The 17,478-nt window shown below is 70.6% G+C and carries 17 protein-coding genes and 1 tRNA gene; 8 read left to right on the forward strand and 10 right to left on the reverse strand.

Annotated features, from left to right (window positions below):
* Window positions 1–56: 56 nt before the first annotated feature.
* Together EJ105_RS02800 and cysK are read left to right on the forward strand one after the other, a co-directional pair.
* Window positions 57–497: an RrF2 family transcriptional regulator gene (locus EJ105_RS02800; protein ID WP_024281083.1), complete on the forward strand. Its 441-nt coding sequence runs from the start codon at window positions 57–59 to the stop codon at window positions 495–497.
* A 187-nt stretch (window positions 498–684) separates the two neighbouring features.
* Complete coding sequence (gene cysK, locus EJ105_RS02805) at window positions 685–1,668, forward strand: cysteine synthase A (protein ID WP_024281084.1); 984 nt, start codon at window positions 685–687, stop codon at window positions 1,666–1,668.
* Here the strand turns inward: cysK and EJ105_RS02810 are convergent.
* Window positions 1,635–1,940 carry a hypothetical protein gene (locus tag EJ105_RS02810; RefSeq protein ID WP_250165215.1) on the reverse strand — a complete coding sequence of 102 codons (306 nt, stop codon included), beginning with the start codon at window positions 1,938–1,940 and terminating at the stop codon, window positions 1,635–1,637. The two genes, cysK and EJ105_RS02810, sit on opposite strands and share 34 nt — an antisense overlap.
* Before the next feature lie 224 nt (window positions 1,941–2,164).
* On the opposite strand from EJ105_RS02810, the gene EJ105_RS02815 reads away from it, so the two are divergent.
* Window positions 2,165–2,548 carry a helix-turn-helix domain-containing protein gene (locus EJ105_RS02815; RefSeq protein ID WP_250165216.1) on the forward strand — a complete coding sequence of 128 codons (384 nt, stop codon included), beginning with the start codon at window positions 2,165–2,167 and terminating at the stop codon, window positions 2,546–2,548.
* 2 nt (window positions 2,549–2,550) lie between these two features.
* Window positions 2,551–3,129, forward strand: coding sequence for a DUF6456 domain-containing protein (locus EJ105_RS02820; RefSeq protein WP_250165217.1), 579 nt, complete (start codon window positions 2,551–2,553; stop codon window positions 3,127–3,129).
* Window position 3,130: 1 nt separating this feature from the next.
* Here EJ105_RS02820 and EJ105_RS02825 read toward each other — a convergent pair whose 3' ends face one another.
* Window positions 3,131–4,543: a pyridoxal phosphate-dependent decarboxylase family protein gene (locus tag EJ105_RS02825; protein WP_250165547.1), complete on the reverse strand. Its 1,413-nt coding sequence runs from the start codon at window positions 4,541–4,543 to the stop codon at window positions 3,131–3,133.
* A gap of 385 nt (window positions 4,544–4,928) precedes the next feature.
* Between EJ105_RS02825 and ilvD the strand changes: the two genes are divergently transcribed.
* Complete coding sequence (gene ilvD, locus EJ105_RS02830) at window positions 4,929–6,782, forward strand: dihydroxy-acid dehydratase (RefSeq protein ID WP_250165218.1); 1,854 nt, start codon at window positions 4,929–4,931, stop codon at window positions 6,780–6,782.
* Window positions 6,783–6,830: 48 nt separating this feature from the next.
* Here the strand turns inward: ilvD and EJ105_RS02835 are convergent, their stop codons facing one another.
* From EJ105_RS02835 to EJ105_RS02845, 3 genes are all read right to left on the reverse strand, one after another.
* A complete protein-coding gene (locus EJ105_RS02835; protein ID WP_250165219.1) occupies window positions 6,831–7,835 on the reverse strand; it encodes a GGDEF domain-containing protein in 1,005 nt (334 codons plus the stop codon).
* A 379-nt stretch (window positions 7,836–8,214) separates the two neighbouring features.
* Window positions 8,215–8,290: transfer RNA gene (locus EJ105_RS02840), tRNA-Ala, on the reverse strand.
* A 156-nt stretch (window positions 8,291–8,446) separates the two neighbouring features.
* The gene (locus tag EJ105_RS02845) at window positions 8,447–8,842 is read right to left on the reverse strand and encodes a TIGR02300 family protein (RefSeq protein WP_029555951.1); all 396 of its coding nucleotides are present in this window, start codon (window positions 8,840–8,842) and stop codon (window positions 8,447–8,449) included.
* Window positions 8,843–9,035: 193 nt separating this feature from the next.
* On the opposite strand from EJ105_RS02845, the gene aroA reads away from it, so the two are divergent.
* Together aroA and cmk are read left to right on the forward strand one after the other, a co-directional pair.
* Complete coding sequence (aroA, locus tag EJ105_RS02850) at window positions 9,036–10,418, forward strand: 3-phosphoshikimate 1-carboxyvinyltransferase (RefSeq protein WP_250165220.1); 1,383 nt, start codon at window positions 9,036–9,038, stop codon at window positions 10,416–10,418.
* A 10-nt stretch (window positions 10,419–10,428) separates the two neighbouring features.
* A complete protein-coding gene (gene cmk, locus EJ105_RS02855) occupies window positions 10,429–11,049 on the forward strand; it encodes a (d)CMP kinase (RefSeq protein ID WP_250165221.1) in 621 nt (206 codons plus the stop codon).
* Here the strand turns inward: cmk and EJ105_RS02860 are convergent.
* A complete protein-coding gene (locus tag EJ105_RS02860; RefSeq protein ID WP_250165222.1) occupies window positions 11,046–12,026 on the reverse strand; it encodes an LLM class flavin-dependent oxidoreductase in 981 nt (326 codons plus the stop codon). The genes cmk and EJ105_RS02860 overlap by 4 nt on opposite strands.
* Before the next feature lie 187 nt (window positions 12,027–12,213).
* Here EJ105_RS02860 and EJ105_RS02865 point away from each other — a divergent pair, with 187 nt between their 5' ends.
* Entirely contained in the window at window positions 12,214–12,903 is a 690-nt protein-coding gene (locus tag EJ105_RS02865; RefSeq protein WP_029555955.1) for a fumarylacetoacetate hydrolase family protein, read from the forward strand.
* An 85-nt stretch (window positions 12,904–12,988) separates the two neighbouring features.
* Here EJ105_RS02865 and EJ105_RS02870 read toward each other — a convergent pair whose 3' ends face one another.
* From EJ105_RS02870 to EJ105_RS02885, 4 genes are all read right to left on the reverse strand, one after another.
* Window positions 12,989–14,194, reverse strand: a complete 1,206-nt coding sequence (locus EJ105_RS02870; protein WP_250165223.1) for a beta-ketoacyl-[acyl-carrier-protein] synthase family protein — start codon at window positions 14,192–14,194, stop codon at window positions 12,989–12,991.
* Entirely contained in the window at window positions 14,191–14,478 is a 288-nt protein-coding gene (locus tag EJ105_RS27960; protein ID WP_024281096.1) for an acyl carrier protein, read from the reverse strand. Before EJ105_RS27960 ends, EJ105_RS02870 begins: the two co-directional genes overlap by 4 nt.
* A gap of 298 nt (window positions 14,479–14,776) precedes the next feature.
* A complete protein-coding gene (locus EJ105_RS02880; protein ID WP_250165224.1) occupies window positions 14,777–16,348 on the reverse strand; it encodes an FAD-dependent monooxygenase in 1,572 nt (523 codons plus the stop codon).
* A gap of 68 nt (window positions 16,349–16,416) precedes the next feature.
* Window positions 16,417–17,472 (reverse strand): NAD(P)/FAD-dependent oxidoreductase, encoded by a 1,056-nt coding sequence (locus EJ105_RS02885; RefSeq protein WP_250165225.1) that lies wholly within the window; start codon window positions 17,470–17,472, stop codon window positions 16,417–16,419.
* Window positions 17,473–17,478: the final 6 nt, after the last annotated feature.

The following is a 17,478-nucleotide window of genomic DNA, read 5'->3' on the forward strand; positions in this document are numbered from 1 at the left end:
GCTGGGAGCAGTTTCATCTTTCGAGACGCCCGCCCTTAAAGGAAGCCGTCCCTCCGATGCCGCGCCTTTCCGACAAGAGCCTCCTCGCCATCGCCGCCGTGGTGGATGTGGCCGTCCATGCCCGTGGCGCACCGGTTGCCGCCAAGGCGCTGGCCGCCCGCCACGGACTTCCCCCCCGCCGGCTGGAGCCGGTGCTGCAGGCCCTCGTCCATGCCGGTGTCCTCAAGGGCGTGCGCGGCCCGCGCGGCGGCTACGAGCTGGCGCGGGAACGCCGCCGGGTCTCCGTGGCCGAGATCGTCCGGGTGGTTGAAGGCGCCGAGGAGGAGAAGGAAATCATCCTGCCGCCGCTGGTGACGGAAGTGGTCCAGCCCGCCGTGGCGGCGGCCGAGGACACGTTCGACACCGCCCTCGACGGCGTGACCCTCGAAGACCTGTGCCGCGCCGCCGACGACAAGGGCCACGGCTCCGAGCACGAGAGGATCGACTTCGCCATCTGAGGCCCGGCCGGACGCGCGGGAATCGACCCGGGTGCAGAAAAGGGGTCTAGTCCGCGAGCCAGAGTTCCCCCGAGGTAGAGCGTTCCCCACCCGCGAGGACAGGCCCCCGCCCTTTGTGCCGGACGCTGCGCGGCGCGCCGGGAGGCCCGCCCGGAGCAGACGAGACAAGACAAGAAGGAGATCGCCCATGGCACAACCTGCCGCCAAGATCGTGTCCTCCGCCCCCCTCGTGGGCCGGGGCAGGGTCTATGATTCCATCACCGAGACCATCGGCAACACGCCGCTGGTGCGGCTCAAGCGGCTGCCCGAGCTGCGCGGGGCCAAGGCGGACATTCTCGCCAAGCTCGAATTCTTCAATCCCATCAACAGCGTGAAGGACCGCATCGGCGTCGCCATGATCGACGCGATGGAAGAGGCCGGCGCGCTTGATGCGGACACCGTGCTGGTGGAGCCGACCTCCGGCAACACGGGCATCGCCCTCGCGTTCGTGGCGGCGGCCCGCGGCTACCGGCTCATCCTGGTCATGCCCGAGAGCATGTCCATCGAGCGCCGCAAGATGCTGACCCTGCTCGGCGCCGAGCTGGTGCTGACCCCCGCCAATCTCGGCATGAAGGGCGCCGTGTCGCGGGCCGAGCAGATCATCGCCGAGATGCCCAAGGCGGTGATGCCCCAGCAGTTCAAGAACAAGGCGAACCCCGAGGTGCACCGTCGCACCACCGCCGAGGAAATCTGGAACGACACCAACGGCAAGGTGGACGCCGTGGTGGCCGGCGTCGGCACCGGCGGCACCATCACCGGCATCGGCCAGGTGCTGAAGCCCCGCAAGGCCTCGCTCAAGATGATCGCGGTGGAGCCGGAGGATTCCCCGGTGCTCTCCGGCGGCCCTCCCGGCCCGCACAAGATCCAGGGCATCGGCGCCGGCTTCGTGCCGGAGGTGCTCGACCGCTCGATCATCGACGAGGTGGTGACGGTGGGCAACCAGACCGCCTTCGACACCGCCCGCGCCCTCGCCCGCTATGAAGGCATTCCCGGCGGCATCTCCTCCGGCGCCGCCGTGGCGGCCGCTTTGGAGCTGGCGGTGCGGGACGACATGGCCGGCAAGACCATCGTCGCCATCGTCCCCTCCTTCGCCGAGCGCTATCTCTCGACCGCGCTGTTCGAAGGCCTCTGAGCCTTTGCCCGCGCCCCGGCACCGGCCGGGGCGCGGGCGCACTCTGCTTTCTGCCCAAGCCGCTGGAGCCGCAGCAGCGCCGCATGGCGGGCCGGATCATAGCCGGCGCCACCGGCCCGCGCCGCCTTTCGCGCCGCGCGCAGCGCCCGTGCGATGCCCGCCGGCCCCTCGCAGAACACATCCAGCCCCCGCATCAGCCGCCCCACCTGCACATCGGCCGCCTCGGCCGCGAAGGCATGCGCCCGTCTGCCCTTCCCATCCGCACCGGCCATGCCGCTCCTCCCTGATATCGGGCGATGGTGGAACGACGCTGGGGACAGGAGGATAAATTCCTATTTCGCGAACACGGCAAAGACGCACCACAATTCAGCTATATGGCTGTTTCGTATGACATTTATTTCTCTGGACCACAAACACAGGTTGCATTCTCTATCCGCCTCCTCTTGCAAGAGCAGATGATTGATGTAGGAATTTTTACCTACAGTGAGCGTCCCCGATGAGCCCCTTGCCCGCCGCCCCCTCGGTCGCCCGTCCGTCCGCCGGCCCCGTCCGCGCCTCGCGGCGGTGCCGCCCGCCCGGCCCGAAACCCTGCTGCCATCTGGCCGTCGCGGTGGCTGCGGCGGACGCCGGAATGACCGTGGAGGCGCTGCTCTCCCACAGCCGCTCCACGGCGCCGGTGGCGCTGGCGCGTCAGCTCGCCATGTATCTCGCCCATGTAGGGCTCGGCCTGCCCCAGGCGGCGGTGGCGGCGGCGTTCGGGCGGGATCGCTCCACCGTCGCCCATGCCTGCCGGCGCATTGAGGAATTGCGGGACGCCGCGGCGTTCGACCAGAAAGTGAGCCGGCTCGAAGCCTGCCTGCGCTGGGCGGCGGAGGCGTGACCATGGCGACGGGATCTGCAAGCGAAAGCGACGTGAAATCAGCACTTTCCGCCCGCCCCTCCGGGCGGGGACGACGCCGGGCAGCGGCGAAGCCGGCGGCGGACACGCCCGGCTTCAACCCGGCGGAAAGCCCGCTCGCATGGCTGGCGCGGCGGCAGGGCAAGGACGGCCGGACCCTGGTGGATGCGGCCCAGTTGCAGGCGGGAGAACGGCTCCGGGCCGATTTCACCCGCGCCAATCTCACCCCCCGAGTCACCAGCCGCTGGAGCGAAGTGTCGGGGGCCGGCACGCCGGAAGCCTTCACCGATATGGTGCTGGCGGCCAAGCTCCGGGTGTCCCGCGCGCTCACGGCGGTGGGGCCGGAGCTGTCCGGCGTATTGCTGGACGTCTGCTGCTTTCTCAAGGGGTTGGAGACGGTGGAGCGGGAACGCCGATGGCCGGCGCGTACCGCCAAGGTGGTCCTGTGCCTCGCCCTCGACCGCCTCGCCGCCCATTACGGGATCTCCGCCTCCACCACCGGGCGCGACCGGGCGCCGACCCGCGCCTGGCAGGCCCCGGAGGCCGCCGCGGCCGAAAGCTAAGTCAGGACAAGGCCCTGGCCGTATCGCGGATGATCTGGAAGGCGGCGTCCACGTCGCCTTCCGTCGTCTCCATGGCCCCCGCCTGGAAACGGATGGCGAGGTGGCCGTCGATGCGGGTGGGGGTGAGATAGAGATCGCCGCCGTCATTGATGGCGGTGAGCATCGCCAGCATGTGGGCGTCGAGGTCGCGCCCGTCGCCGGGGTCGTGGCGGAAGGTGAAGAGGGAGAGCACCGGCGTGCTCGCCAGCGAGAAGCCCGGCTCCTGCGCGAGCCGAACTGCGAGCGCCTGCGACCAGCGCACATGGTTGCGCATCATCTCCCTGAGACCGTTAAGTCCATGGGCGCGCAAGACAAACCACAGCTTCAGCGCGCGGAAACGGCGGCCGAGCTGGACCGTCCATTCGCTGTAATTGGTGATGTCGTCGTGGCCGTGGGTCTTCAGATATTCCGGCTGGATGGAGAGCGTGCGCAGGTGGTCGTCCACGCTCCTGAGGTAATGGGCGGAGCAATCGAACTGCACCCCCAGCCATTTGTGCGGATTGAGCACGATGCTGTCCGCCGCTTCCACCCCCGCCCACAGATCCCGGAACTCCGGGCAGATCATCGCAGTCCCGGCCCAGGCGGCATCCACATGGACGAACAGGCCATGCCGGTGCGCGATTCGGATGAGTTCAGGTGCCGAATCCATCGCGCCAGTGCCGGTTCCACCGATGCACAGTACGAGTCCAGCCGGCCAGTGTCCGGCAGCGCGGTCGGCGACGATGGCGGCTTCCAGCGCGGCCGGGTCCATCCCCCGCAGCGGACCTTTCGTTGGTATCCGGATGAGGTTGTCATGGCCGATGCCCGACACCCACGCCGCCCGGTCGATGGAGGTATGAACTTCCGCCGAGGCATAGACCCGCAGTCGCTCCCGCCCCGACAGTCCGGTGGCGTTGCCGGTGAAGCCCAGCGCCCGCTCCCGCATGGTGAGGAAGGCGCACAGCGTCGCGGAGGAGGCGGAATCCTGGATCACGCCGGTGAAATCCGCCGGCAGGCCCACCGCCTGCCGCAGCCAGTCCAGCGCCACGCCTTCCAGCTCGGTTGCGGCCGGCGAGGTCTGCCACAGCAGGCATTGCGCGCCCATGGCGGAGGACAGCATCTCCGCGATCACGCTGGCGGGGCTGGCGTTCGCAGGGAAGTAGGCGAAGAAGCGCGGGTGCTGCCAATGGGTCATGCCCGGCACGATGATGCGGCGGAAATCGGCGAACAGCGCATCCATGGGCTCCGCGTCTTCCGGCGGGCTTTCCGGAAGCTGGGCCGCGATCTCGCCGGGCCTGGTGCGGGCGCGGACGGGCTGGTCCCGCAGCGTCTCGCGATAGTCCGCCGCGAAGGTCGCCGCCTCGTGCGCCCAATGGCGGAAGGTGTCCCCGTCCATCTCCCCGACCATGTCCCGTCCCGTCCTCGTCACGCGCAGAGGGCCGGACATAGCCGACTTCACCGGCGCGGCAAACGCGCGGGTCCGCCGCAGCCGGCTTGAGCGGGGCAGGTGTCCTCCCGCCCACCCTGCTGCCCACCCTCCCGCCCGACCCTCCCGCCTTCGTGTCCGCCGCGGCCCCTTCTCCGTGCTAGTGTCTCAAGGGAAAGGGCTTTCCCCGGAGGCTCCGGCGCACTAAGACGGCGCGAAAGCTCCGGACGCAGGCGGCTGCCGCCCGCCGACGCGGAGCCCAGAAGACCGCAAGAGACGACCTGACCACAAGACGCGCCCAAGAGACGCAAGACGCGACGCGAAGGCGCGACGCAAGAACGAGGCCCGCGAGGATATGCCCCAGTACCGCTCCCGCACGTCCACCCACGGCCGCAACATGGCCGGCGCCCGCGGCCTGTGGCGCGCCACCGGCATGAAGGACGGCGATTTCGGCAAGCCGATCATCGCGGTGGTGAACTCCTTCACCCAGTTCGTGCCCGGCCACGTCCATCTGAAGGACCTCGGCCAGCTGGTGGCCCGCGAGATCGAGAAGGCCGGCGGCGTCGCCAAGGAATTCAACACCATCGCGGTGGATGACGGCATCGCCATGGGCCATGACGGCATGCTCTATTCGCTGCCGTCGCGCGAGATCATCGCCGACAGCGTGGAGTACATGGTCAACGCGCACTGCGCCGACGCCATGGTCTGCATTTCCAACTGCGACAAGATCACCCCCGGCATGCTGATGGCCGCCATGCGCCTCAACATCCCGGCCGTGTTCGTCTCCGGCGGCCCCATGGAGGCCGGCAAGGTGCTGCTCTCCACCGGCGAGCGGAAGGTGGACCTCATCGACGCCATGATCTCGGCCGCCGACGACAAGGTGTCGGACGCCGACGTGACGGTGATGGAGCGCTCCGCCTGCCCCACCTGCGGCTCCTGCTCCGGCATGTTCACTGCCAATTCCATGAACTGCCTCACCGAGGCGCTGGGCCTCGCGCTGCCGGGCAACGGCTCGGTGCTCGCCACCCATGCCGATCGCGAGCGGCTGTTCGTGGAGGCCGGCCACCTCATCGTCGATCTCGCCCGCCGCTATTACGAGCAGGACGACGCCAGCGTGCTGCCGCGCGCCATCGCCTCGTTCAAGGCGTTCGAGAACGCCATGACGCTGGACATCTCCATGGGCGGCTCCACCAACACGGTGCTGCACCTGCTCGCCGCCGCCAACGAGGGCGAAGTGCCCTTCACCATGGCCGACATCGATCGCCTCTCCCGGCGCGTCCCGGTGCTCTGCAAGGTCGCGCCTGCCGTCGCCAACATCCACATGGAGGACGTGCACCGCGCCGGCGGCATCATGGCCATCCTCGGCGAGCTGGATCGCGGCGGCCTGATCCACACCAATCTGCCCACCGTGCACGCGCCGACCATGGCCGACGCGCTGGACCGCTGGGACGTCAAGCGCACCAAGAGCGAGAGCGTCGGCACCTTTTTCCGCGCCGCGCCCGGCGGGGTGCCCACCCAGGTGGCGTTCAGCCAGTCCCGCCGCTGGGACGACCTCGACCTCGACCGCGAGGCGGGCGTCATCCGCGATGTCGAGCACGCTTATTCCAAGGATGGCGGCCTCGCCGTGCTCTACGGCAACATCGCGCTGGACGGCTGCATCGTGAAGACGGCGGGCGTGGACGCCTCCATCCTGAAGTTCACCGGCAAGGCCCGCATCTTCGAGAGCCAGGACGCGGCGGTGGAGGCCATCCTCTCCACCGGGCGCATCCAGCCCGGCGACGTGGTGCTGATCCGCTATGAGGGGCCGCGCGGCGGGCCGGGCATGCAGGAAATGCTCTATCCGACCTCCTATCTGAAGTCGAAGGGCCTCGGGAAGGCGTGCGCGCTGGTCACGGACGGGCGCTTCTCGGGCGGCTCCTCGGGCCTCTCCATCGGCCATTGCTCGCCGGAAGCGGCGGAAGGCGGCAATATCGGCCTCGTGGAAGAGGGCGACACCATCGAGATCGATATCCCGAACCGCGTCATCCGCGTGGCGGTGTCCGACGAGGTGCTGGCCGAGCGCCGCGCCAAGATGGAAGCCAAGGGCGCCGCCGCCTGGAAGCCGGAGAACCGCAAGCGCGTCGTCTCCCAGGCCCTCCAGGCCTATGCGGCCCTGACCACCTCCGCCGCCCGCGGCGCGGTGCGCGACGTGAACAACATCCGCCGCTGAACGCAAACGGCGGCGGGCCTCCTCCCGCCGCCACCGCCGCCGGGCCGGTCAGCCCAAGGTGCTGCGGCGATAGAGATCGCGGCCGCCGTCCTTTGCCGCGTAGAGCGCGGCATCCGCCGCCGCGAACAGGTCGGCAAGATTCTCGCCCCGCGCGGTGGCCCCGCCGATGCTCGCCGTCACCCGGCCGCCGGAGGGATGGGGAATGTTCTCCGCCCTCAGCGCCGCCAGCAGCGCGGCCCCCACCGCATCGCAGCCGGCCTCGTCGGTATCGGGCAGGATCACCGCGAATTCCTCGCCGCCATAGCGCGCCACCGTGTCCTGCGCCCGGGCCGGCTGCCGCGCCAGCATGCCGCCGATGGCGGCCAGCACCGCATCCCCCGCCTGGTGGCCCCACAGATCGTTCACCACCTTGAAGTGGTCGACGTCGATCACCAGCAGCGACAGCGGGCCGGCGAGGCGCTGGGCGCGGCGCACCGCGCGCTCCAGCGCCGCGTCGAAGCTGCGCCGGTTGGGCAGGCCGGTGAGGTCATCCACCTGCGATTTGCGCGCAAGATCGAGATTGAGGCGCAGCAGCTCCACCTCGTCGGCCGCCACCGCCGCGAGGTCCAGCAGCGGGCCGAAGTCGAACGCCTCCTGGTCCCGCGCCTCCCGCCCCATCACGCACAGCGAGCCGATGACCAGCTCGGGCGCCACCATGAGCGGCGCGCCGGCATAGAAGCGCAGCGGCAGGTGCGCCACGGCGGGATGGCCGGCGAGGCGCGGATCGCTCGTCATGTCGCCGATCACCAGCGGCGCGCCGCTTTCCACCATCACGTTGCAGAGGCTGTCGCGGCGGGGGACGCTCGCCGGCACGAGATCCGACGTGCGCGATTTCTGCCACTGGTGGGTCGCGTCGATGAGGCTGAGGAAGGCGACGTCCGCCCCGTAGAGCCGGCGCGCCAGCCGGGTCAGGCGGTCGAATCGCTCGTCCGGCGGGCTATCCATGAGGCCGCATGTCGCAAGGACGGCGAGGCGGTCGGCCTCGTTGGCGGGGGCGGCGGGGGGTGTCCACACGGGCTGGACCTCGATCGATGACGCTGGTGCGGGCGGACCGGTCGGCGGCGAAGGTGGGGATAACTCGTGCCGAGGCTCGCAGGTGCCCCCCGCCGGCGCAACGGGCGGGCGGGAGGCGCACAGGCGTCCGCACAACCTGGAAGCGTGCCGCCCTTTCAGGACTGGAGACGGCCGGCGCGGGACGGATGATTCGCGGAGGGGAGGCATGCGAATCGGACGATGATTCGCGGGCGCGGCGATGGCGCCTTACGCAGACACATCGAATCGCGCGCAACGCACCTGATCGCGGGGACGACCCTGCAGGACCGATGGAGGGGATGTCACGGGAGGGAGAAAAACCCGGAAAAGCCTGCTTGGTGCTTCAGGCCGGGTAGAAATTTGGTGGAGCCAGGCGGAATCGAACCGCCGACCTCTTGAATGCCATTCAAGCGCTCTCCCAACTGAGCTATGGCCCCACCGGGCCGCGGGCTGCGCACTTTCCGCTCGAACACCAAGGTCGAAAAACCTCGGCAGGAGAGCCAGTTAGCGCGCCGGGAAGTCCCGCGGCGGGGTGCCCGGCGACTCATGTCCGCCGAGCGAGAGCGGCCTTAAAGCACAGGCCGCGTCGGGTATCAAGCCTCTTCGTCGTCTTCGAGGCCCTCACCGATCAGATCGGAGACGTCGTCCCCATCATCTTCGTCTTCTTCGAGGAACGTGTCGTCGTCACCGGCCTCGATGTCGTCGTCCACGTCCACATCGTCACCGACCACCACCTTGGTGGGGGCCGCAGCTTCCTCGTCGGCTTCCTCGAGGCTGATGACCTCGGCCTCGGCCTCCTCGCCGTCCGCCTCTTCGGCGACGGCTGCACGCGGCTCGGCGCGGCTGGCGCCGCGGGCTGCGGGTTCAAAATATGACCTCGGATAGGATTCCCCCGTGAACGGAGACACGATGGGGTCCTTGTTGAGGTCGTAAAACTTGCGCCCCGTGACAGGACAGATGCGCTTGGTGCCGAGTTCGGGCTTCGCCACGGCAAAGTTCCTCGGGAGCTGTATAAGGAGCGTGCTCCATTGGCGTTTCGCCCGCGCCCTGTCAAGCGCAGATCGTCATGGCGTCGCAACAGCGTGACGCCGCGGGCGGGGGCGTGCTAGACGACGGCCCGCAACGAACATGCGGCGATCGCCCCGGCCAAGGCCTGCGGCAGACCGCCCGAGCGAGGCAGGAATGGCCCATCCCGAACCCGCAACCGCAGGCGCTGCCGAGGCTCACGGCCACGGCACGGGCGAGGCCCGCCCCGCCACCGGGCGCCGCTCCCCCGCTTTGTCGGGCCGGGTCCGGGTGCCGGGCGACAAGTCGGTCTCCCATCGCGCGCTCATCTTCGGGCTGTTCGCGGAAGGCACCACCCACATCACCGGCCTGCTCGAAGGCGAGGATGTGCTGAATACCGCCAAGGCCTGCGCCGCGCTGGGCGCCTGCGTCACCCGCACCGGCGAGGGCGCCTGGGAGGTGACGGGCACCGGCGGCCGGGGCCTTGCCTCCCCCGCCGCCCCGCTGGATTTCGGCAATTCCGGCACCGGCGTGCGGCTGATGATGGGCGCGGTGGCGGGCCAGCATGTCATCGCCGGCTTCGATGGCGATGCGAGCCTGCGCCGCCGGCCCATGAAGCGCGTGCTCGATCCCCTCGCCCAGATGGGCGTCGAGGTGGTGGCGTCGGCCGAGGGCGGTCGCCTGCCGCTCACCCTGAAGGGCAGCAGCGCGACGAAAGCCATCACCTACGAGACCCCGGTGCCCTCCGCGCAGGTGAAGTCCGCCGTGCTGCTCGCCGGCCTCGGCGCCGAAGGCGAGACGGTGGTGATCGAGCGCGAGGCCACCCGCGACCATACCGAGCGGATGCTGGAGCATTTCGGCGCGAAGATTTCCGTCGAGCCCCACGGCGCCCATGGCCGCCGCATCACGCTGAAGGGCCGTCCGCACCTCGTCGCCGCGCCGGTGGACGTGCCGGCCGATCCCTCTTCCGCCGCCTTCCCCCTGGTGGCGGCGCTGATCGTGCCCGGCTCCGACGTCATCCTCACCGACGTGATGATGAACCCGCTGCGCACCGGCCTCATCACCACCCTCCTCGAGATGGGCGCGGACATCACAATCGTCGCCGAGCGCACCGAGGGCGGCGAGCGCGTGGCGGACCTGCGCGTGCGCCATTCCCGCCTCAAGGGCGTGGAGGTGCCGCCCGAGCGGGCACCGGCCATGATCGACGAATATCCCGTCCTCGCTGTCGCCGCGGCCTTCGCCGAGGGCACGACGGCCATGCGCGGCCTGTCCGAGCTGCGGGTGAAGGAGAGCGACCGCCTCGCCGCCGTCGCGGCCGGCCTTGCCGCCTGCGGCATCGCCCACGAGGTCAAGGGCGACGACCTGCTCGTCACCGGCGCCGCCACGGTCAAGGGCGGCGGGCCGGTGGAGACCCACATGGACCACCGCATCGCCATGTCCTTCCTGGTGCTGGGGCTTGCCAGCACGGACGGCGTGAGCGTGGACGACGTGGCCTTCATCGCCACCTCCTTCCCCACCTTCATGCCCATGATGCGCGGCCTCGGCGCCGTCATCGACTGACGGGGCAGCCATGGTCATCGCCATCGACGGGCCGGCCGCGTCCGGCAAGGGCACGCTGGCCCGGCGGCTCGCCGCGCATTACGGCCTGCCGCATCTGGACACCGGCCTGCTCTACCGGGCGGTCGGGGCGCGCTGCCTCGCCGCCGGTCGCCTCGGCGATGAGGCGGCTTCGGTTAAAGCCGCGCAGAGCCTCGACGTCTCAGTGCTGGACCCGGACGCGCTGCGCACGGCGGAGCTGGGCGAGGCGGCATCCGTCGTGGCCGCCCGGCCGGGCGTGCGCGCGGCGCTCCTCGATCTCCAGCGCCGCTTCGCCGGCCAAACGGGCGGCGCGGTGCTGGACGGGCGCGACATCGGCACCGTCATCTGCCCGGACGCACCCGCCAAGCTGTTCGTCACCGCGCGGCCGGAGGTGAGGGCCGACCGGCGCTTCCGCGAGCTGGTCGGGCGGGGGGAGACGATCTCCTATGACGCGGTGCTGGCGGACATCCTGAAGCGCGACGAGCGCGATTCCGGCCGCTCCAGCGCGCCCCTCCTCAAGGCGGACGACGCCGTGCTGCTCGACACCTCCGACCTCGGCATCGAGGCCGCCTTCGCGGCGGCGCTCGCCATCGTCGAGGCGCGCCGGGGCTAGGCGACCGGAACCTGCGGGCGGATGCGGAGGGCGAACGCCTCCAGGTCCGCCATGCGCTTGTCAAAAGCGGGCGCCAGCGGCTTCAGGACCAGCGCACGCGGCGCCAGCCCGCGCTCCAGCGCCGCCACCTGTTCCACCACGTCCGCCTCGGTGCCGATCAGCGAATCCGCGATCATCCGGTCGAGATCGAACCATGGCGCCCAGTCCGGGCGCACCTTTTCCGTGGTCGCCTTCATGCGCTCGACAAACGGGGCGAGGAAAGCACGCGCCTCCTCCTGCGCCTGCGCCCGGCTGTCGGCGAGGTGGAGGAAGCGCAGCAGGGTGAGGCACCGTCCCGCATCGGGGGCGGCAGCACGATACTGCCGGATGCTCTCCATGATACCGGCGAGGGGAAAGGGCGGCGCCGCCATGATGCCGTAGCCGCGCCGGGCGGCGAGGGCCACCGTCTCGGCCGTCGCCGAGGCGATGTGGATGGGCACGGGCGCCTGAAGCGGACGCGGCACCAGCTCAAGGCCATTGACCTTGAAGAAGGCCCCGTCGCGGGTCACGGCGCCGCCATCCAGCAGCGCGGCGACGAGATCGAGCGCCTCGAGCATCCGGCCGCGGCTCTCCGCCCCGGCCACGCCGAAATGCGCCTCGTGCAGGGGAAACGGCCCGCCGCGGGCGACCCCGAGTTCGAGCCGGCCACCGGACAGGATGTCCACGGTGGCCGCGTCCTCGGCCACGCCCACGGGATGGTGCAGCGGCAGCAGCACCGCCGCGGCGCCGAGCCGGATGCGCGTGGTGCGGCCGGCGAGATAAGCGAGGATGGCGAGGCAGGAGGGGCTCGCCGCCTGCGGATTGAAATGATGCTCGGCGATCCACGCTTCCTCGAAGCCGAGAGCCTCCACCCGCTCAACCAGCGCCGTCTGCTCGGCATAGGCGGAGGCATAGTCCTGGCGCGGGTTTTCATAGGTGCAGAAGAGGCCCAGTCGCATGGCAATCCCCGGAGCGGAATGAGCGGGCGCCGACCTGCGGCCGGCACCCCGCATGAAATGACGCTATATTAATTGGAATATAGCTTTGGCGCCATGCTCCGGCCCCGCCGACCCGCGCTGCGACGTTTCGCCCTTTTCTCCCCGGCGGCGGCGCCCTATTCAGGACGCCGAAACTCCGGAGCGCCCCATGGCCAGCTACGTCTTCCAGCCCCAGCCCCATCCGCATCTGCCCATCGTCGGCAGCGACGCGGTCTTCCCGGTGCATCGCATCTATTGCGTCGGCCGCAACTTCGCCGACCACGCCGTGGAGATGGGCCACGACCCCAACAAGGAGCCGCCCTTCTTCTTCCAGAAGAATCCGGACACGCTGGTGCGCTCGGGCTCGACCATCTCCTATCCCAAGCTCACCAAGGACCTGCACCACGAGGTGGAGCTGGTGGTGGCGCTGAAGGAAGGCGGCGAGGACATCCCGGTGGAGCGGGCGCTCGACCATGTGTTCGGCTACGGCGTCGGCCTCGATCTGACGCGGCGCGACCTGCAGGGCGAGGCGAAGAAGCTCGGCCGCCCGTGGGAAACCGGCAAGGCCTTCGAGGAATCCGCCCCCTGCTCGGCCATCCTTCCGGTGGCCACCGCCGGGCACCCCGGCGCCGGCCGCATCTTCCTGAAGATCAACGACCGGATGAAGCAGGAAGGCAACCTCAACCAGATGATCTGGAAGGTGCCGGAGATGATCGCGACCCTCTCCACCCTGTTCCGCCTCGCCCCCGGCGACCTCATCTTCGCCGGCACCCCGGCGGGCGTCGGCCCCGTGCACAAGGGTGACGTGCTGGAAGGTGGCGTCGAGGGCGTCGGCGAGATCCGCCTGACGGTGGACTGATCGGCAAGGTCGGTGAACAGGCCCGTGAATGCATCACGGGCCTCGGCCGGCCGGCGCGGCGCCTGAGCGACCCGCCCGGTCGGCTTCAGGCAGCCCTGATCGCGAGCACCGCGTTCAGGCCGCCGAAGGCGAAGGCATTCACCAGAGCGATTTCCGCCGAGGCCACCCGTGGGGCGTTGGGCACGCAATCCACGTCGCACTCGGGATCGGGCTCGCGGAAATTCAGCGTGGGCGGCAGGAAGCCGTTGCGCATGCCCAGCAGCGCCGCCGTCACGCCCAGCGCCCCCGAGGCGCCGAAGCAGTGGCCGGTCATGGATTTCAGCGACGACACCGGCACCTTGGCCAGCCGGTCGCCCAGCACCGTGCGCAGCGAGGTCGTCTCGGTCTTGTCGTTCAGCACCGTTCCGGTGCCGTGGGCCGCGACATAATCCACCGCGCCGGCATCCAGCCCCGCGTCGTCCAGCGCCGTGGCAATGGCGCGGGCGGTGCTCGAGGCATCGGGCGCCGTGAGGTCCGCGCCATCGGCGGTCATGCCGAAGCCGAGCACCTCACCGAGGATGGTGGCGCCACGGGCGCGCGCCCGCTCCATCTCCTCCAGCACCAGCACGGCCGCGCCTTCACCCAGCACCAGCCCGCTGCGATCCTTGGAGAAGGGGCGGCAGGTGTCCGCCGCCAGCACACGCAGCGCTTCCCAGCTTTTCACCATGCCCAGAGTCAGCGGGGCCTCGCAGCCGCCGGTCACGGCCATGTCCAGCATCCCGCCGCGGATCATCTGGAAGGCGAGGCCAATGGCGTGGGAGGCGGAGGAGCAGGCCGAGGCGGTGCTGAAGCTCGGCCCGGTGATGTGGTAGGCCATGGAAATCTGGCTGGCCGCGGACGAGGGCATGACGCGCGGCACCGTGAAGGGCAGCGGGCGCGTGCCGTCGCGCAGGATGCGCACATAGCCCTCTTCCAGCGTCTGGCAGCCCACCGCCGCGCCGAAGATAACGCCGGCCTTCTGCGGCGATACGCCCTCGGTGGCGCCGGCCGCCTCGGTCATCGCTTCCGCCGCCGCCAGCAAGGCGAACTGGCCGGACCGGTCGACCGTGGAAATCTGCCGCGGATTGAAGTGCGCTTCAGCGGAATAGCCGGGCACCTCCCCGACCACCCGCGTCTTCACCTGATCCTGCGGCACCAGCGTGAGCGGCCCGATACCGCCGCGCCCCTCCTGCAAGGCCGCGAGATGGGCGGGAATGCCGAGGCCGAGGGCGGAAACGGCACCGATGCCGGTAATGGCGACCCTGCGGCTCATCGGGCCGGCTGCGCTGTGGAAACCTTGCCGCTCCGCGCGTCGATGAGCTGCTCGACGGCTTCGAGCAAGGCGAAGACCTTCACGTCATTGCTTTCCAGCACGCCTTGGGACGGCACCTCGATACCAAAGCGTTCCTCGATCTTGAAGATCAGCTCCACCATATCGAGCGACCCGATCCCGAGGTCCGCGACGCTGGTTTCGGCGTCGATGATGGTCGGATCGATGGATGCCTCTTCCGCGATGACCGCGAGGATTTCGGCCCTGCGTCCGCTGAATTCCGCCACGCAACTTCTCCGTACCCGGTCCACGGCGGCGGTGCCGCCGTCACCCCCTCCGGGAGGGGCTAAAATGCACAGCAGCACCGGGGCTGTCCACCTGCCGCCGCGTCGGGGGCCGGAACCCGCACGCCCGCTGGCCGCCGAAGGGATGCACAGGGCATGGCCCGAGCCGCGCCGGCGCGTGTCCGATGCCGTCGTCTCCGGCTTCCGCGTGGCGGTGGCGCGCGATGCGGTGCCGGCCAAGCGGTCGCAGCGCCTGTCGATGCAGGGGAACGTGGCCGGCGGAATCTGGGCGGAACCGCGATTACCGCCGCAGGCCCAGCTTCAGCCCATAGGCGGTGAGCGCCGTCTCGTGGCCCGAATCGGCCCTCAGGCCCACATGGCCATCCGGCCGCACCACCAGCAGGGTGATGCCGGAGATGCCGAGCCGCGCCGCATCATCTGCCGAGAAGCTGGCGACCCCCGGCCCGCCGCCCGTCACCGCCGCCGCGAAGCTGGCGCCGTAGAGGGGGGCGGCGCAGCGCTCGGCCAGCGCATGGTAGAGGCCGGCGAGCGTTTCGCCGCTGGCGCGCTCGCCGCCCAGCAGCAGGAGCGTGTGGCCCGTGCGGTTGACGAGATCGTCCAGCATCAGCGCCGCGCCGTCCGCCATGCCCACCGCGATGCGGTCGGGCAGGCGCTGGCCGGGGGCCAGTCCCGGACCCGCGTCCCCCACCACGATGGGCGAGGCGGCATAGTCCACGTCCAGCTCGGCCTCGGCCACCGCCTCGTGGTGGCGGGTCTGCGGATCGGCGAGCACCTCGCGGATGATGGCATTGCGCGCCTGCCGGTCGGCGGCGTCCTTCAGCATCTGGGCGCTGTCCGCCTCGTCGCCGGAGGCGGTGATGCGCTGGGCCACCGGCCATCGCTCGGCCTCGTAGCTGTCGAGCAGGGTGTCGGCGCAATGGCCCTGCGCCACCAGAGCCAGCTTCCAGGCGAGGTTGAAGGCGTCCTGGATGCCGCTGTTCATGCCATGCCCCTGGATGGGGCTGCAGGTGTGGGCGGCATCGCCGGCCAGCAGCAGGCGGCCGGACCGGTAGTGCTGCGCCACCCGCGTGTAGCACTGGAAGCGGACGGGATTGGCGACATCCACGAAGCGCGAGGCCGGCAGGTAGCGCGCGAGGGTGGCCGACGCGTCCGCCACGAGATCGCTGTCCGGCCCGCTCGGCCGCACATAGGCGCGCCAGCGCTCGCCCGGCAAGGCGGTGAGGATGAGCGGGATCTCGTCCAGAAAGGCGTAGTTCGCCTCGAAGGCGTGGGGGAAGTCGGTGAGGGTGGCGTCGAACACCGCCCACGGCTCCTCGATGGGGTGGCCGTCCTGCCCGATGCCGGCGAGGGTGCGCACGGCGCTGCGGTGGCCGTCGCAGCCCACCACCCAGCGGGCGCGGATCACCTTGGTTTCGCCGCCGCTCTCCAGCATGGCGACGACGCCATCGCCGTGCGCCTCCAGGTCCACGAGCTTGGTGCCGCGCGTCACCCCGCCGCCGAGGCGGACGAGGTAATCGGTGAGGATCTGCTCCGTCACCTCCTCGGAGATGCCGAGATTGAAGCCGTAGCGGCTGCCGGCGAGGCCGAGATCGATCTCGCCCAGCACCGCCCCGTCCGCATGGATGCGGGCGACGCGCTGCTTCACCCCGGCATCGAGCAGGGCGTCGGCGAGGCCGAGGTGGTCGAACACTTCGATGGAGCGCGGATGCACCACGGTGGCGCGGTCCCAGGCCAGCGGCGCGTCGTGGGCGTCGATGATGAGGCTGTCCACGCCCCGCCGCTTCAGCTCGGCACCGAGCAGCAGCCCGGTAGGGCCGGCCCCCACCACCAGGACGGTCACGTCAGGAACCACAGCGTTCTCCCCTTTTTCGGCAATGGAGCACGGCCAAGCTGAAACGCAAAGGGGGGCGGGTCTGGGGCTCAGGCCGGCGGGAGCTGGCGGCGCCGGGACCAGAAGGGGGCGTCGCGCCAGCGGGTTTCCATCAGGGCGTAATGGCGGCCGAGGTCGGCGGTCTCGCCTTGCAGCGTGCGGTAGTCCTCGTCCCAGCCGGCGAAGGCCGAGCCATCCCCGGCCAGTTCATCCGCCACCAGCCCGCCGGCCCGCGCGCCCATGAGTATGGCGGCGGAAATGCCCTGCGAGGACAAGGGATCGAAGGTCATGGCCGCATCCCCCGCCGCGCACCAGCGCGGGCCGTGGAGGATGCGCAAGGCTGCGGTTTCCGCCGGGTAGGTCCGGGGCACGGCCGCGCCGCCCCCCGCCGCGAGGCGCCGCATGTGAAGCGTTTCCGACAGCCGCCGCGCCCAGCCGGCGACGCCATCGCCCAGAAGGTCGGCATCGGTGAGGAAGGCGAGGACGCGCCGTCCGCCCGGAAGGGGTGTCGTGTACCACCAGCCGTCCGCCACCGCCTCCACGCTCGTGCCGCGATAGGGGTCGGCATCATCAAGCGTCGCCACCAGCGCCACCTGACGGTCGAAGGCCTCCCGCCCCGAGCCCATGTGCCGCGCGACGACGGCGGCCCGCCCGGTGGCGTCCAGCGCGAAGCGCGCGGCGAGGCGCCGGCCGTCCCGGAGCGTGATGTCCCAGCCATCGGAAACGGCGGCGATGGTCTCCAACCGCCCCGCCACCAGTGTCGCGCCGGCCGCCTCGGCACGCGCGCGCGCATCGGCGTCGAAGCGGGCACGGTCGAGCAGCCAGCCGCCACCGAGGGGATTGGCGAGAAAGTCGGTCTCGATGAGGTCGTCACTGCCCCAGCAGGAGCGGGTGCCGTAAGCGACAAGGTGGCGGTCCTCGTCGAGCAGACCCGGCCCGAAGGCGGCGTCCACCAGCCCCGCCATGCCCGGCGGCAGGCTCTCCCCCGGCCACACTTGGGAGCGCGCATCGTGGAGCAGCACCACCCGCAGCCCCCGGCCCGCCGCGGCGATGGCGGCGGCGGAACCGGCCGGGCCGGCGCCCGCCACGAGGAGATCGCAGCTCATCCCGGG

It is taken from the genome of Xanthobacter aminoxidans (assembly GCF_023571765.1).
In the GTDB taxonomy this organism is placed as follows: Bacteria; Pseudomonadota; Alphaproteobacteria; order Rhizobiales; family Xanthobacteraceae; genus Xanthobacter; species Xanthobacter aminoxidans.